Source organism: Streptomyces sp. SS8 (assembly GCF_054072955.1).
This window is the reverse complement of record NZ_JBSVCZ010000023.1, coordinates 84939-99961: the sequence shown is the minus strand read 5'-3', so window position 1 is coordinate 99961 and position 15023 is coordinate 84939. Positions and strand designations below refer to the sequence as shown.

Annotated in this window: 12 protein-coding genes and 1 pseudogene; 7 read left to right on the top strand and 6 right to left on the bottom strand. The window is 71.7% G+C overall.

Features of this window, described 5'->3' with window-relative positions; genetic code table 11:
• The first annotated feature begins 6 nt into the window (after positions 1-6).
• From ACW69E_RS21270 to ACW69E_RS21260, 3 genes are all read left to right on the top strand, one after another.
• On the top strand, positions 7-2187 hold the full coding sequence (locus ACW69E_RS21270; RefSeq protein WP_457499869.1) for a carbon starvation CstA family protein: 2181 nt from the start codon (positions 7-9) through the stop codon (positions 2185-2187).
• The gene (locus ACW69E_RS21265) at positions 2184-2390 is read left to right on the top strand and encodes a YbdD/YjiX family protein (protein ID WP_457499868.1); all 207 of its coding nucleotides are present in this window, start codon (positions 2184-2186) and stop codon (positions 2388-2390) included. Before ACW69E_RS21270 ends, ACW69E_RS21265 begins: the two co-directional genes overlap by 4 nt.
• 125 nt (positions 2391-2515) lie before the next feature.
• The gene (locus ACW69E_RS21260; protein WP_457499867.1) at positions 2516-3253 is read left to right on the top strand and encodes a hypothetical protein; all 738 of its coding nucleotides are present in this window, start codon (positions 2516-2518) and stop codon (positions 3251-3253) included.
• Positions 3254-3322: 69 nt separating this feature from the next.
• Here the strand turns inward: ACW69E_RS21260 and ACW69E_RS21255 are convergent, their stop codons facing one another.
• The 5 genes from ACW69E_RS21255 to ACW69E_RS21235 all read right to left on the bottom strand — a co-directional run bounded on the left by ACW69E_RS21255 (position 3323) and on the right by ACW69E_RS21235 (position 9168).
• A complete protein-coding gene (locus ACW69E_RS21255) occupies positions 3323-3745 on the bottom strand; it encodes a DUF3662 domain-containing protein (RefSeq protein ID WP_457499866.1) in 423 nt (140 codons plus the stop codon).
• Between the two features lie 319 nt (positions 3746-4064).
• Complete coding sequence (locus tag ACW69E_RS21250; protein WP_457499865.1) at positions 4065-4271, bottom strand: hypothetical protein; 207 nt, start codon at positions 4269-4271, stop codon at positions 4065-4067.
• Between the two features lie 112 nt (positions 4272-4383).
• Entirely contained in the window at positions 4384-5391 is a 1008-nt protein-coding gene (locus ACW69E_RS21245) for a magnesium and cobalt transport protein CorA (protein WP_457499864.1), read from the bottom strand.
• 1 nt (position 5392) lies between these two features.
• The gene (locus ACW69E_RS21240) at positions 5393-7723 is read right to left on the bottom strand and encodes a terpene synthase family protein (protein ID WP_457499863.1); all 2331 of its coding nucleotides are present in this window, start codon (positions 7721-7723) and stop codon (positions 5393-5395) included.
• Positions 7724-7761: 38 nt separating this feature from the next.
• Positions 7762-9168, bottom strand: a complete 1407-nt coding sequence (locus ACW69E_RS21235; protein WP_457499862.1) for a family 2B encapsulin nanocompartment shell protein — start codon at positions 9166-9168, stop codon at positions 7762-7764.
• 219 nt (positions 9169-9387) lie between these two features.
• Here ACW69E_RS21235 and ACW69E_RS21230 point away from each other — a divergent pair.
• Positions 9388-9836 (top strand): annotated as a pseudogene (locus ACW69E_RS21230) (transposase); the annotation flags it as partial.
• A 240-nt stretch (positions 9837-10076) separates the two neighbouring features.
• Entirely contained in the window at positions 10077-11300 is a 1224-nt protein-coding gene (locus ACW69E_RS21225) for a glycosyltransferase (protein ID WP_457499861.1), read from the top strand.
• Positions 11301-11455: 155 nt separating this feature from the next.
• Here ACW69E_RS21225 and ACW69E_RS21220 read toward each other — a convergent pair whose 3' ends face one another.
• Positions 11456-12370, bottom strand: coding sequence for an SCO6745 family protein (locus ACW69E_RS21220; protein WP_457499860.1), 915 nt, complete (start codon positions 12368-12370; stop codon positions 11456-11458).
• A 484-nt stretch (positions 12371-12854) separates the two neighbouring features.
• Here ACW69E_RS21220 and ACW69E_RS21215 point away from each other — a divergent pair, with 484 nt between their 5' ends.
• Together ACW69E_RS21215 and ACW69E_RS21210 are read left to right on the top strand one after the other, a co-directional pair.
• Positions 12855-14015 (top strand): DUF6421 family protein, encoded by a 1161-nt coding sequence (locus tag ACW69E_RS21215; RefSeq protein WP_457499859.1) that lies wholly within the window; start codon positions 12855-12857, stop codon positions 14013-14015.
• Positions 14016-14165: 150 nt separating this feature from the next.
• Positions 14166-14984 carry a DUF6202 family protein gene (locus tag ACW69E_RS21210; protein WP_457499858.1) on the top strand — a complete coding sequence of 273 codons (819 nt, stop codon included), beginning with the start codon at positions 14166-14168 and terminating at the stop codon, positions 14982-14984.
• The last annotated feature ends 39 nt before the right edge of the window (positions 14985-15023 follow it).

Here is a 15023-nt window from a genome sequence, read left to right as displayed (position 1 = left end):
GCCGCCATGTCCACACCCTCCGCACCCTCCGCACCCTCCGCACCGACCGAACCACCGAAGAACAGGCCGAGATCGGTTCTGCTGTGGATCGTCGTCGCCCTCCTCGGCGCGGCCGGCTGGGGCATGCTGGCCCTGGCCCGGGGGGAGGAGATCTCCGCGATCTGGCTGGTGGTGGCCGCCCTGGGCTCGTACGCCATCGCCTACCGCTTCTACGCCCGCTTCATCACACGGCGCGTCCTGCGGCCCGACGACAGCCGCGCCACCCCGGCCGAGCGGCTGGAGGACGGTGTCGACTACCACCCCACCGACCGCCGTGTGCTGTTCGGCCACCACTTCGCCGCCATCGCGGGGGCCGGACCGCTGGTGGGCCCGGTACTGGCGGCCCAGATGGGTTATCTGCCGAGCACCATCTGGATCGTCGTCGGTGTGATCTTCGCCGGGGCGGTCCAGGACATGATGATCCTGTTCTTCTCCATGCGCCGGGACGGCAAGAGCCTGGGCCAGATGGCGCGCGACGAGATCGGCAGGGTGGGCGGCGCCGCGGCGCTCATCGGCGTCTTCGCCATCATGGTCATCCTGCTGGCGGTGCTCGCGCTGGTCGTGGTCAACGCCCTGGCTCACTCCCCCTGGGGCACCTTCTCGGTCGCCATGACCATCCCCATCGCCCTGTTCATGGGCTTCTACCTGCGCTACCTGCGGCCGGGCCGGGTCGTGGAGACCAGCGTCATCGGTGTGGCCCTGCTGCTGCTGGCCATCCTCGCCGGCGGCTGGATCCAGGCCTCCTCGCTGGCCGACGCCTTCGTCTGGAGCCCCACGACCCTGGTGTTCTGCCTGATCGGCTACGGTTTCGTCGCCTCCGTGCTGCCGGTGTGGATGCTGCTGGCCCCCCGTGACTACCTGTCCACCTTCATGAAGGTGGGGACGATCGTGCTGCTGGCGGTCGGTGTGGTGATCGCCGCACCGACGCTGAGGACCGACGCGGTGACCCCCTTCGCCTCCTCGGGCGAGGGCCCGGTCTTCGCCGGCGCGCTGTTCCCCTTCCTGTTCATCACCATCGCCTGCGGCGCGCTGTCCGGCTTCCACGCGCTGGTCTCCTCCGGCACCACGCCGAAGCTGATCCAGAAGGAGTCGCAGGTCCGGATGATCGGCTACGGCTCCATGCTGATGGAGTCCTTCGTGGCCGTCATGGCGCTGGTCGCGGCCTGTGTCATCGACCCGGGCCTGTACTACGCGATGAACGCCCCGGCGGGCATGCTGGGCACCACCGTGGAGAGCGCCTCGCAGGCGGTGGCCAACCTGGGCTTCAGCATCACTCCCGAGCAGTTGGCCGCGGCGGCCAAAGCCGTCGAGGAGGAGACCCTGATCGCGCGCACCGGCGGCGCGCCCACCCTGGCGGTCGGCATGGCGGAGATCTTCTCCCAGGTGTTCGGCGGCGCCGGGATGAAGGCCTTCTGGTACCACTTCGCGATCATGTTCGAGGCGCTGTTCATCCTCACCACGGTGGACGCGGGCACCCGGGTCGGCCGCTTCATGCTCCAGGACATGCTGGGCAACGTCTGGAAGCCCATCGGCCGGGTCACCTGGAAGCCGGGCATCTGGATCACCAGCGCCCTCGTCGTCGGCGCCTGGGGCTACTTCCTCTACGTCGGCGTCACCGACCCGCTCGGCGGGATCAACCAGCTCTTCCCGCTGTTCGGCATCGCCAACCAGCTGCTCGCCGCGATCGCCCTCACCCTGGCCACCACCTTGCTGATCAAGGCCGGGAAACTGCGCTGGGCGTGGGTGCCGGGCCTTCCGCTGGCGTGGGACGTGGCGGTCACCTTCACCGCCGGCTGGCAGAAGATCTTCTCCGGCGATCCCAAGGTGGGCTTCTTCGCCAACCGCGAGCGCTTCGTGGACGCCATCGAAGCCGGTCAGGTGCTGGCCCCGGCCAAGAACATGGACGAGATGCACACGGTGGTGCTCAACCAGACCGTCGACGGCGTGATCATGGCCCTGTTCCTGCTGGTGGTCGCCACTGTGATCGCCAACGCGGCCGTGGTGTGCGTACGCGCCGTACGGTCCGCCGAGCCGCTGCCGACCACCGAGGTGCCCTACGTGGAGTCCCGGATCGAGGTCCCGGCCTCGTGGTCGTCGGGCGAAGGAAGGGAGAAGGACCGGGAGCCGGTGGGGGCGGGCGAACGATGACGGCCGCACTGCTCGACGGGGCGGCCCGGCTGCTGCGGGGGGTGCGCTGGTATCTGCGCGAGTTCTCCGGTGAGGCGGACTACGAGCGTTTCCGCCTCAGGCACCTGCGCGAACACCCGGGCGAGCCGGTCCCCTCCTGGCGCGACTACGAACGGCAGCGTGCCCGGCACCGGGAGGAGCACCCGCAGAGCCGCTGCTGCTGACACCCTCGGGACGGCCCTCGGCCGGCGCCGGCTGAGGGCCGTCCCGGCTTCCCCGGTCTCCCGCCCGGATACTGGTCCCCATGGGCTCACCCGCACCGGGCGGGAAGCCCGTGGGGAGGTGTGCGGTGCCGCGGCGGCCTACGGCGAAGTCCCTCACCCCCGCGCAGCGGCGGGCGGTCCTGGCGTCCGATCCCGCGACGGGGGAGCTGGCGGGGAGCCCTGCGACGGGTGCCGCGCTGCGGGACAGGGGCCTGGCCGTGGCGTACGGCCCGGCGGGCAGGTACTACCTGACCGAGGCGGGGCGGGCGGTGCGCGAGGGGTTGTACGCGGAGTCGAGTCAGGGGTCGGTTCCGGCCACGTCCGGTCCCCCGGCCACTCCCGCTCCGGCCACTCCCGCCGGGGTCGCGGGTTCCGGCGCGTTCGCCGCGGCGACCGGCGACGGGCCGCCGCAGGAGGAGGCCGGGCGGCGCGCCGCCGCCGTGGCCCGCGCCTGGGCCGGGGTGCTGGAGATACGCCGTGTCACGGACGGCTCCACCGGCACCGGTCCGGGTGTCCCGGCGCCCTGGGAGCGGACACGGATGGTCTGGGCGGTGTCCCTGGCGCTGGAGGCCGCGGGCATGCCACCGTCGGCGGTGGACGCGGACGGACACCGGATCAGCGCGGGGTACCGCGTCCTCGACTCCGGCGAACCGGGCACGGTACGTGTGGAATGGCGGGGCCCCACCGCCTCCACCGGACGCGAGCGGGCCGAACGGGAGCTGAGGGCCTGTGCGGAGCGTCTGACCGGGTGCGGCTGGGAGGCGTTGCTCTACTGGGGGGCTCGCCGTACCCCTTTCCTGCTGGTCACACCCGGCGGGCCGTGAAACTCCGGGTGGCGCGCCGCCCTTCTGGACCTGTGGAGGTGCCGCGCCGGGGCCGCTCCGGGGACACGGTCAGCGCACCGGGGCGGAGACCGGATCCCCGTGCCCGGCGAACGCGTCGGCGCGGACGTTGGGCGTGGGGCTGCCGGTCACACGGTAGCGGCCGTTGGGCAGGTCGTCACAGACGGTGACGCGGACGGTGAGCGGGCCGGCCCACTCGTAGCCCTTCCGCTCCCCGTGGCGCGCCAGGCTGTCCGCCAGGAGCTGGCCTATCTGGCCGCCGCGCCGCGCCAGTTTCCCGTGCGCCGCGGCGGAGAGTTCGACCTCGTAGGCGTTGGGGACCACCACACGGCTGTGGCTGCACACCACGGCGTGGTCGTCGCACTCGCGCCGCAGGGCGTCGAGGAGTTCGACCGGTTCCCTGCGGAGCATCCTGGCCAGCAGCGAGTGCTCCCAGCTCTCGACCTTGCGTTCCCATCGCTTCAGAGTTCCCATGACAGATCGCGTGCCCGGGGCGGATCGCCACATGCGCACCCGGATGGCCGGATACTTCCGGTTTCGCATCCGCGCGCGGATGCCACCCGCACATCCGGTGAACGGCGCCCCCGTTCCCGCGGTGGCCGCACGGCGGGAACGGGGGCCGGGGGCGTTGGGCCGGGAACGGAGGGGGCGGGCCGCGGAACGGGGCAAGGCCGCCGCTTCCCGTGAAGCGGCGGCCTTGCCCCGTCACGGATCACCCGGCGGTTCGGCCGGCCGGCTCGCGCCGGCACCGGGGCGGGCAACGGCGGGGTTCCCGTCCCGTGGTGGCCGCGTCTCACGCGGCGCGCTCGTCCTCGAGCGGGGCGGCGGACCGCGACGGCCCGTCCGCCGGAAGGTCCGGCACGGCCCTCAGGTGGCGCTCGCCCGGGGCCTCGGCCGCGGACTCCGGGCCGGCCTCGCCCAGCATGCGCTCCTCGTACCGCCCGAGGGCGAGCATCACGCACAGCAGCAGGGGAGGTATCACAAAGGCAGTGACAGCCACGGGGGACTCCTTCGGGAAGGAACGGGATCGACTCTGTTCCGCGTTGCCTCCCTCACCGGACGGAAACCCCTTAAGGCCCCTTTCGGGGCATTCGGGCGGCCCGTGCCGGCCGTCACAGCCATCCGTTGCGGCGGAAGGACCGGTACAGGAAGCCGGAGGCGGCGGCCATCGCGGCCAAGGCCAGCGGATAGCCGAAGTCCCAGCCCAGTTCGGGCATACGCTCGAAGTTCATGCCGTACAGGCCGGCGACCATGGTGGGGATCGCGAGGATCGCCGCCCATGCCGAGATGCGGCGCATGTCGTCGTTCTGCCAGGTGCCCACCCTGGCCAGGTGGGCGTCGAGCGCGGAGTTGAGCAGCTCGTCCAGGGACCGGACCTCGGTGTCGGTACGGTTCAGGTGGTCGGCCACGTCCCGGAAGTAGGGCAGCAGCTCCTGCGGCCACCGCGACCGGGACTGGGCGGCGAACTCCTGCACCACCGGGACCAGGGGGCGGACGGCGTCGCGGAACTCCAGGACCTCGCGCTTGAGCGAGTAGATCTCCTCGGTGAGGTCGTCGCGGGACGCGGAGAAGACGCAGCGCTCCAGCCGGGTGAGGTCGGCGCGCACCTTCTCGGCGGCGTCGCCGTAGGCGTCCACCACCACGTCCAGGACGGCGTGCAGGACCGAGACGGGGCCGAAGCGCAGCGTCGCCGGGTCGGCGGCCAGCCGGCGGGCGGCCTCGGCGGCCGGGTCGGCCGGCCCGTGACGGACGGTCATCACGAAGCGGGGGCCGAGGAAGACCATCATCTCCCCCGTCTCCACCTCTCCCGCCTCCGCTCCCGGCCCCTTCCCGACGTACCACAGCGTCCTGAGCGCCACCGCGTGCACATCGCCGTACCGCTCGTGCTTGGGGCGCTGGCGCGCGTGGACCGCGTCCTCGACCGCCAGCGGGTGCAGCCCCAGCTCGGCGGTCAGCTCGGCCACCTCCCGCTCGGCGGGAGAGTCCAGGCGCACCCAGCCGAACTCCCCCTCGCCAAGATCTCGCAGGTGCTTGAGCACCGTCCGCCCCGCCTCGTCGGGCCGCTCGCAGCCGGCCTGCCGGGCCGTGCCGTCCTCTTCCCGGTAAATCACGCACTCCATGTCACACGGATGCTTCACCCGCCCCGTTCCATGCGTGACCGCCCCATGGCTCCGGTACCCGCGCCGCCTCGAGGGCGCTGCCGAACGCCGCCGCGACACGGGCGGCCGAGGTGCCCGGGCCGGTCGGCCCGTGGGGGAGGCGCGGCGGCCCTCCCACCGGACGGCGCAGCTCGGACTCCGTGTAGCGGCGGCATCCCTGGTGCCAGATGAGGATGCCGGCCATCCAGTGCTGGAGCTCGCGCGCGTAACCGGTGAGCGTGGCGCGGACCTCGGCGTCGAGGGCGAGGTCCGCGAACATCCGGGGCAGCTCAGTGGAGACGACACGCTCGAACTCGCGCATCCGGGAGTCGGCCAGATCCCCGACGATCTTCAGGGCCTCGGCCGTGCCGCAGTCGAGGAAGTTCCGCACGACGAACACGCAGTTGTGGATCTCCCCCTCGAACTCGATCTCCTTCCGGTAGGAGAACAGGTCGTTGAGCAGGCCCGCGTAGTCCCCCGCCGCGTGCTCCATCGCCATGACCGGACGGGCCCGGTAGATCTCGGCCGGCACCGTTCTGCCGTGGGAGAGCCTGGACAGGCTCATCGTGAAATCCGCGCCGAACGTCTTCCTGCGCATCTCGACGTAGTCGACCGGGTCCGGGACGCGGTGCGCCGCCTGGTTGGCGAGCTCCCACAGCCAGCTGCCGACCATCTCCTCGATGGTGCCGCGGAAGGTGCGGCGGGCGTCCACCGCCATCGGGCCCGTCGTGCGGGCCCACAGGTCTGCAAGACCCCGTTCCAGCGCGTTCGACGGCGCCGGGACGTCACCGGAATCCACCGGCATGAAGGACGACAGGCGCGCGGTGCACACCTTGGCGCCCGCCATGTCGCCGGTGCGTCCGAAGACGACCGGGTAGTAGTCGTCGCCGTAGGTGCCCCAGGTGAGCCAGCCCGTGGTCAGGTCCAGTCGCGCGGGCGAGGCGTCGGGGTGGATCCCGGCCGCGCAGAGGGCGAAATCGAAGGCCCTCAGCTTGTGCTCGTCCCAGATACCGGAGAAGGGGACACCGGGCACGGTGTCCAGCATCCCCATCCGGTGTGCCCAGCCCACGACGTTCTCGCGGGAGGCGTCCAGGTGGGGGCTGAGCCGGGTGGTGTACGGCATGCGCAGTTTCGGGACGCGCACCGGCCCGACCCTCTCGTACGGGGGGTGCGCATGGCTTCTGAGTCTGGCCGGCAGGGTTGACGCCACCGAGGCTGCGATGCGGGCGGCCGAGGTGCCCGGGCCGGTCGGCCCGTGAGGTAGCCCCGCCCCGCCCGGCAGGGGGGCGCCGCGCCCACCGGCCGGGCCGTCGTTCATGTAGCGGCTGGAGCGCATGTGCCACTCGTGGCCGCCCGCCTGCCAGTCCTGGAGGCCCTTGGCGTACGCGAGCACGTCGGCGCAGGACGAGTGGTCCAGGCCGTGTTCGGCGAACAGCGGTGGCAGTTCGGTGAGAACCGTGTGCTCGAACTGGTGGAGCCGGGAGGTGATCAGGTCGTTGACGGCGTCGGCGGCCTGCTGGGTGCCGCAGCCGAGGAACGTCTCGAAGACCAGGACACCGTTGGAGAGTTCGCCCTCCTCCTCCACTTCACGCTGGTAGGAGAAGAGGTCGTTGCGCAAGTGCACCGCGTCCGAGAAGGCGTCCCTGAGCACCCGGACCGGGCGGCTCGCCGCGACCGCCCCGGGCACCTCGGCTTCCGCCGCGAACTCCACCAGGCCCGCCGACCAGGGAGCGCCGCCGACCTTGCGGCGCATCTCGATGTACTCCAGGGGGTTGGCGATCCGCCCCTCGCTGATGTTGGCCAGTTCCCACATGCTCTCCTCGAGCAGATGGCGGGTGGCCTGCGCGAACCGGTTGCGCCAGCCGTCCGACATGGCCGGTACCGTGCGGGCCCACAGGTCGGCCAGACCCCGCTCCACCGCGTTCTCCGGCGCACCGGGGGTGTCGGCGCCCCGGGCCGTTCCGCCGGGACCGGCCGGCATGAAGGCCCGCAGCCTCTCCAGGTACTCCCCGGCACCCGCGATGTCCCGGTCGCGTTTGAAGCTCTCCAGGAAGTGGTCGTCGAAGAAGAACACCCACACGTACCAGTCGGTCACCGTGGCCAGCCGATCGGCGGACGCGTCCGGATGGGTGTAGGCGCACAGCAGGGCGTAGTCGTGGGAGTCGTAGTCGTCCTCGTCCCAGACCCCGGAACCCTCGATCATCCCCATCCGCCGGGCCCACTGCTTGGAGTGCGTCCTGGCCGACTCCAGGTGGGGGTTCAGCCGCGCCGGATACGGCTCGTAGAAGTCCGGCAGTTCGAAGGGCCGCGACACGCGCGCCTCACTCTCCTCGTGTCGTCCCGGACCGCCCATCACTCCCCTTCGCGGGCGATCTCGACGTTCTCCAGGACGCCGAGCGCATCGGGCACGAGCACCGCGGCGGAGTAGTAGGCCGTGACGAGGTAGGAGATGATCGCCTTCTCGTCGATGCCCATGAACCTCACCGACAGGCCGGGTTCGTACTCGTCGGGGATCCCGGTCTGGTGCAGACCGATGACGCCCTGGTCGTCCTCCCCCGTACGCATGACGATGACGGAGCTGGTGCGCTCCCTGGTGATGGGGATCTTGTTGCACGGCAGGATCGGCACGCCCCGCCAGGCCGGTACGTGGTTGCCCATCAGGTCGACGTGGTCGGGGTAGAGGCCGCGGGCGTTCATCTCGCGGCCGATGGCGGCGATGGTGCGCGGGTGGGCCAGAAGAAATTTCGAGCCACGGCGACGGCTGAGCAGTTCGTCCAGGTCGTCCGGGGTCGGCGGTCCGGAGTGGGTCTGGATCCGCTGGCTGTACTCGGCGTTGTGCAGCAGGCCGAACTCGGGGTTGTTGACCAGCTCGTGCTCCTGGCGCTCGCGCAGCGCCTCGACGGTGAGCCGCAACTGCTGTTCGGTCTGGTTCATCGGCTTGTTGTAGAGGTCCGCCACGCGGGTGTGAACCCGCAGCACGGTCTGGGCGACGCTGAGTTCGTACTCGCGCGGGCGGAGTTCGTAGTCCACGAACGTGCCGGGCAGTTCGGGCTCTCCGCTGTGGCCGGACGCCACGGCGATCTCGGCCTCGCCCCGTTCGTTCTGCCGCTGCCGGGGGAGGGCGGCGAACTGCGCGACGTGGTCCCGCAGGGCGGGCGAGCTCTCCATGACGGAGGTGAACTCCCGCCGCTGGAGGGCGAGGAGAGTGCCGCCGGTGACGGCCTTGGCGGTGTACTCCCAGACCGCTTCACCGTCGAGCAGGCTCTGCTCGCCGAAGCGGTCCCCGTCGCCGAGCACACCCAGACGGGTGGGCTCGCCGTACGGGCCGCTACCGGTCTTCTGCACCTTGCCGTGCGCGATCAGATAGATGTGGTCGGCCGCGCCGCCCTCCTCCGCGAGTACCTCGCCCGCCTCGAAGTCGCGCTGGACGAAGCGGTTGGCCAGGGCCGTCAGCACGCCCACGTCCCCGAAGCCGCGCAGTACCGCGAGTTCGCCCAGCTCCCGCGGGATGACCTGGACCCGTGAGCCGGTCTTCACGAACTCGATGCGGCCGTCACCGACCGTGTAGGTCAGACGGCGGTTGACACGGTAGACACCGCCCTCGGTCTGCACCCAGGGGAGCACCTTGAGCAGCCAGCGCGAGGTGATGCCCTGCATCTGGGGTACGGACTTGGTGGTGGTGGCGAGGTTCCGCGCGGCGGCGGTGCCGAGGCTGAGGCTCTGGTCCTGCTGCGCTTCACCGGCTGCTTCTACCGACATCGGCCGTGTCTCCTTCAGGTGGACGTGCGCGGTGTGGGACATACGGCGAGGACCCGGCTCCCGGGCGTGGGGCGCGGGGTCCTCGGCGGTCGAGCAGCACGCTAGGCGGGCGCCGGGGGCCGGGGCCATGGCGGTCCGGTCCTTCCCACACCATCGGATGCTCTTGATCGCCAGACGTTTATCGATCTTGGCTCTGAAAGGGGGTCCAAGACCGGATGAAGTCCCGTCGACCGGGGCAGAGCGGGCAGCAAGCACCACCTGATCACCGACGCCACCGGCATCCCGCTCGCCGCCAACCTGACCGGCGGCAACCGCAACGACGTCACTCAGCCGGTCCCGCTGCTCCAGGCCGTGCCGCCGGTGCGGGGCAAGCGTGGCCACCCCGGCAGCGCCCGGACGCGGTGCCGGCTGACCGCGGCTACGACCACGACAAATACCGCCGCATGGTCTGGGACCTTGGTGTGAAGCCGTTGATCGCCCGCCGTGACACCGAGCACGACTCCGGGCTGGGAACCCAACGGTGTTTCGTGGAGCGCGCGTTCGCCCGCTTGCGCTGGTTCCGCCGCCTGCGCATCCGCTGGGAGATCCGCGACGGCATCCACGAAGCCTTCCCCACCCTGGGCCGCGCGCTGATCTGCCGGCGACGTCCGAACCACACATCGCGATGAGCTTCAGGACGGCGCGGGGCGTAGGTGAGAACCTCCTGGGCCGACGTGCCGTCCTACGCTGCACGCCGTCGCTTCATCGGGAGGTCGTCCGTTACCGCGGACGGCAAAAGCCAAAGGCAAGGAGGTTCCCACTCCTTGCCATGCTCAACGTATAGCGCACCGGGGGGCTTGCGGCAAGGCCCCCGTCAGGCCGCAGAATCGCCGACCGAGGCCAGTACCTGCAGAAACGGGAGTCGCGTAGTGCGTGTGTTGTTGTCGACGTATGGGTCGCGCGGGGATGTCGAACCGCTGGTGGCGCTGGCGGTGCGGTTACGGGAACTCGGCGCGCAGGTGAGGGTCTGTGCGCCGCCGGACGAGGTCTTCGCCCGGCTGCTGGCCAGGGCCGGCGTGGAACTGGTGGCGGTCGGCAGGCCGATGGGCACGATGACGGCGCCGTCGACGGAATCGGCGGCCTCCCGGCGTGTGACCGAGCTGGCCGCGCAGTTCGGCACGGTCGCCGCGGCCGCCGAGGGATGCGACGTCCTGCTGGCGACCGGTCTCGCGCACTTCTCCTCGCGGTCGGCGGCCGAGAAACTCGGTATCCCCTACGTGTACGCGACCTTCTGCCCGTTCCTGCTGCGGTCGCCGCACCAAGCGCCCCCCGCGCTGCTGGCGGGCCAGTCGTTCCCGCCGGAGGTGACCGACAACCGGGCGCTGTGGGACCTGAACGCCCGGACCTTCAACGCGCTGCACGGCGGGGCGCTCAACGCCCACCGGGCCTCGGTTGGTCTGCCGCCGGTGGACGACGTCTACGGTTTCATCTTCACCGACCGGCCGTGGCTGGCGTCGGACCCGGTCCTGGGTCCGTGGCGGGAGACCCCGGAGCTCGACGTCGTGCACACCGGGGCGTGGATCCTGCCGGACGAACGTCCGCTGGCGGACGACCTGCTGGCGTTCCTGGACACGGGCACACCTCCGGTGTTCGTCGGCTACGGCAGCATGCGCGGCGTCTCCGCGGACATCGCCCGGGTGTCCATCGAGGCGATCCGCGCGCACGGCCGCCGCGCACTCGTCGGCCGCGGCTGGGCCGAACTGGCTCTGATTGACGACCGGGACGACTGTTTCGTCGTCGGCGAGGTCAATCAGCAGGCACTGTTCGGCAGGGTGGCCGCCGTCGTGCACCACGGCGGCGCGGGCACGACGACGACGGCCGCCCAGGCCGGAGCGCCGCAGGTGGTAGTGCCCCAGGCGGCAGACCAGCCCTACTGGGCCGGCCGGGTGGCCGCCCTGGGCATCGGTGCGGCACACGACGGCTCGGCTCCGACCACCCAGTCCCTGTCAGCCGCACTCGGGACGGCCCTCGGCCCCGAGACCCTCGCACGGGCACGGGCCGTGGCCGACGGCATCCGCACCGACGGAGCGGCAGTGGCCGCGAAACTACTGCTCGACACCGTCAGCCGGGAAAGGCCGTCGGTGCCCGCGTGAACCCCCACACGGGATCACCGAGCCGGGAAAGTGCCCAGCGCCGGGCTGCACCGCCGACGCGGCGTGCTCGAAGAGACCGGCGTACTCGGCGGCTTTCTGGTCAACGTCGGATACTCACCAGCGAGCGACAGCACTGGCCTCCGAAGAGCATTCGGTTAGGAGTCCCAAGCGCTCCGGCCGCTTCCGGGCACTTCGGGGCCGGACGCGTCCGCCCTCCCCCCAGCCGGCGCCGGCAGCCCCATCGGGTTGGGGAACCGCAGCGCCGCGGCGCTCGCGCGGGCCACGGGGGCGAGCAGCCGGCGCAGCCGGTCCCCCGTCGCCTCGTCCAGCTCCCGCCAGGGACGTGCGGCGGCACGGTCGGTCGCCTCCTCGACGGCGCGGTGGACCAGCCGCCCCTCGGTTGTCGCCCTGCCACCGGGCCCCAGCAGGCCGCGGGCGGCCAGCCGGCGTTCCGCGGCCCGCCACTCGTCGTCGCTCCAGCCCCGATAGGGCTGGAGTTCGCCGCGGGGGAGGTCGATGCCCGCCCGCAGGACGAGGACCTCGCAGCCGTCGAATCCCGCGGCGACCAGGGCCGCGACGTGTCCGTCGCCCCGGTGTTCGCGCAGTACGGTCGCCGCGTGCCACAGGCTCTCCACCGGATCCTGCGGAACGGGCAGCGCCCGGTTGGCCGCGGCCAGCACCCGCCCGGCGCAGTCCAGTTCCCGGATCACGGGCAGCAGGAGACCGGCCGCCTCCTCCACCTCGCGGCCGTACCCGGACAGCAGGCGCCGCAGCGCCGCGCCCGCTCCGGTCCGCCGCGCGTCGAGGGCCCGCCCGGGCGTCACCGCCGCCCAGAGGCCGGGCAGGGCCCGGGCGACCATGGCCGGGGCGAAGCCGAAGAACGCGGCCGTGACCGGTCCGGGCCCGCTCTCCCCCAGCGGCGCGGCGCGCCCGGCGAAGTAACCGCGCCAGAAGCCGCGCAGCCCCGCGGCCTCGAACGCCCCCCGGGCCTCCGGCGCGAAGTAGGTCACCGCGTGGATCGGTTCGAGCAGGGCCCACAGCGCGCGTGCGGTGTGCGACGGATCCTCCACGTCCTCTCCCCTCCCCTTCTCTCCTCGACGGCTCACCAGCTGTTGCTTCCCGCCCGGCGACCGGTTCACCCGGTGCCGGGGTGTCCCGTTCCGCCTTGTCCGGCAGGGATCCTGAGCCGATGTCACGGTTGCCCGCCCTGGGCACCCCGCGTCCGGAAGAACGGCCGCACTCGCGTGATCGAACGTCTGGTCAGGTCACATGATCGTGGCTACGCTCCTGCGTGGCCACCGGCTCCCCGGCGGCCGCGGCGGCCCCGTGTCCTGCTCGGGCGCCGCCTCCGAGCACGTACCCGAACACCTGAACACCTGCGAGGAAGAGGAATCGGCGGGCGCCCTGTCGTCCCCGGTTCAACGCGCGTCGACCGGCGTCGTCACCCGACGGTCCGGTCGGCCGGACCGTCCCCCGGCCGGGCCCCACCGGTCCGCCGCGGGAGTTCGATCAGCGACTCGTGCCGGCTCCGATCGCCGGCGCCCGGGAGGCTGTGTGAGGCACGACAGCGGCAGGAGCGCAAAGAGCGGCGGGAAGATCCCGGACGACGGGATGGAGGCGGTGTTCACGGAAGTGGACGCGATCCGCCGGGAGCTTCCGGACCGCTCGTCGTTCCGCGAGAGGGACACGCTCAAGATCCTGGCCGAACGGATCGAGGGATCCCCGGAACTGTCCCGCAGACCCGTGGTGCGGGCCTTCCTGGAGGACATCGGCTCCTTCACCCCCGGCGACCGGCTGGACACCGTCAAGGGTCATGTCAACGGCCGCCACGACAACCACGTCTTCTCCCTCTTCGACGCCTCCTACTTCCCGAAGCTGTCGCTGGACTACCTCACCTACGAGGAACTGCCCGCCGATCCCCACCTGGCCGAGCGCTACGCCAGTCCGACGGCCCCGGTCGTCATCACCGGGCGGTCCCAGGGCTTCACCTCGCGCGTGGTGGTGGCGCTCTTCCCGGAGAACCACATAGACGGCCTTCAGCGGCCGGACGACCTGATCTTCTACTTCATCGACAAGTTCGTCGAACGGCACAACCGCATCACGCGGAAGATGATCGACGCCGTGATGGCCGAGGACAGCTTCCCGCGCATCCAGGGAGCGCCGGACGAGCGGATCCGGCAGGCCTCGTCCTGGTGGGTGCGGCTGCACGAATACCACCACCGGCAGGGCGACATGCCCATCCCCGAGTTCCTCCCGGCCAAGAAGTACAAGCCGCTGGCGGGTCTGGAGGAGCTGCGCGTGGACGTCTCCGCCATGCTGGCCCTGCTCGGCGACCGCGCGCTGCCGCGCGAGGAGGCGTACACCGCCTACGAGTACATCCTGGCCGAGCGGCTGCTGCGCTACGCCGTGGAGGGCATCCCGCGCCCCAACTACGACGCCGTGGCGTCCCAGTTGCTCTTCGGCTATCTGAGCGAGCACGGCGGCATCCGCGTCAGGGACGGGGTGATCGAGCTCGGCGCGGCGGTCCCCACGGCCCTGGCCGAGTTCCTCGGCGAGATCCAGCACATCGAGGCCGCGATCCACCGGGAGCCGGTGGAGGCCGTCCGGGGGCGGCTGCTGGAGTTCACCAACCGGTACACCGACTACGACCCGGTGGCCCGGGACTACCGGTACGTGCCGTTCTTCGCCGAGGTCAAGGAGCGGCTGGGCGTCTAGGCCCACTCCCGCCGCAGGTCCCCGCCCCCGGCCCGGCGTTTCCCGGCGGGCCCCTGCGGCGGGGCCCTGCTCCGTCCGTGTCCGAACGCCCCCTTTCGCGCACCATCCGTACCCCTGCGCACACCACCCGTCGGATCCCCTGGAGTGATCGTGACCATTGCCCCGGAGTTCTCGCCCGCCGACCGCGACACGCTCGACGAACGGATCGAGGAGGAGATCGACAAGGCGCGCCTTCGGCGCGCGGACAACGGCTTCTTCGGTGCCGCCCGGAGCGTCGAGGCCGTCAGCCCGCAGGCCGGACTCGCCATCGCCCAGTGGTGGCGCGCGATGACCAAGGGCTTCATGTTCACCACCCTGGCCGGACTGGGGGTGATGGCCCGCTCCTTCGCCGGCGAGAACCCCTCGCGCGAGGTCCTGGGCGCCTTCCAGACGGTGTACCAGGTCATCGGCGACGACCTGGACAACGCCGCCCCGGAGTTCCGGGCGGTGGCGCCGCGCGGACCGGCCGGCATCCACTACGTGTGGTGGGAGGACACCGTCATCGCCCCGCTGCTGCCGCACGTGTCCGAGGAGGAGCGGCGGGCCGCCGCCGAGCTCCCCGCGCCCGTGAGGGACCTGCTGGAGAACATGGACCGCCTGGCGGCCTCTCCGCTGGGCGCGGCGGTGCAGCTGCGGGTCGTGGAGACCATCGCCCTGGACATCGCGGTGGGCTTCCGCCGCATGTACGCCAAGGTCCTGTCCGGCGGCGAGCAGGTCTTCACCGACAAGGAGCAGTTCGCCTGGATCGACGCCCACATCAAGGCGGAGACCGTCCACGCCCAGCAGGTCAGCGACGACGAGACCGGTATGACGAGCCTGGTCGGCGACAGTGCGCGGGCGGCCGAGTTCGTGGAGCTGGTCACCGAGTACGCGGACAGCTGGTCCCGCGCGCTGGAGTGCTTCGGGGACCGCCTGACCCGGCGGGCCTGAGCCCTCCGGAGAGGGAGATCACGCCGTGCCGGTCCTCCC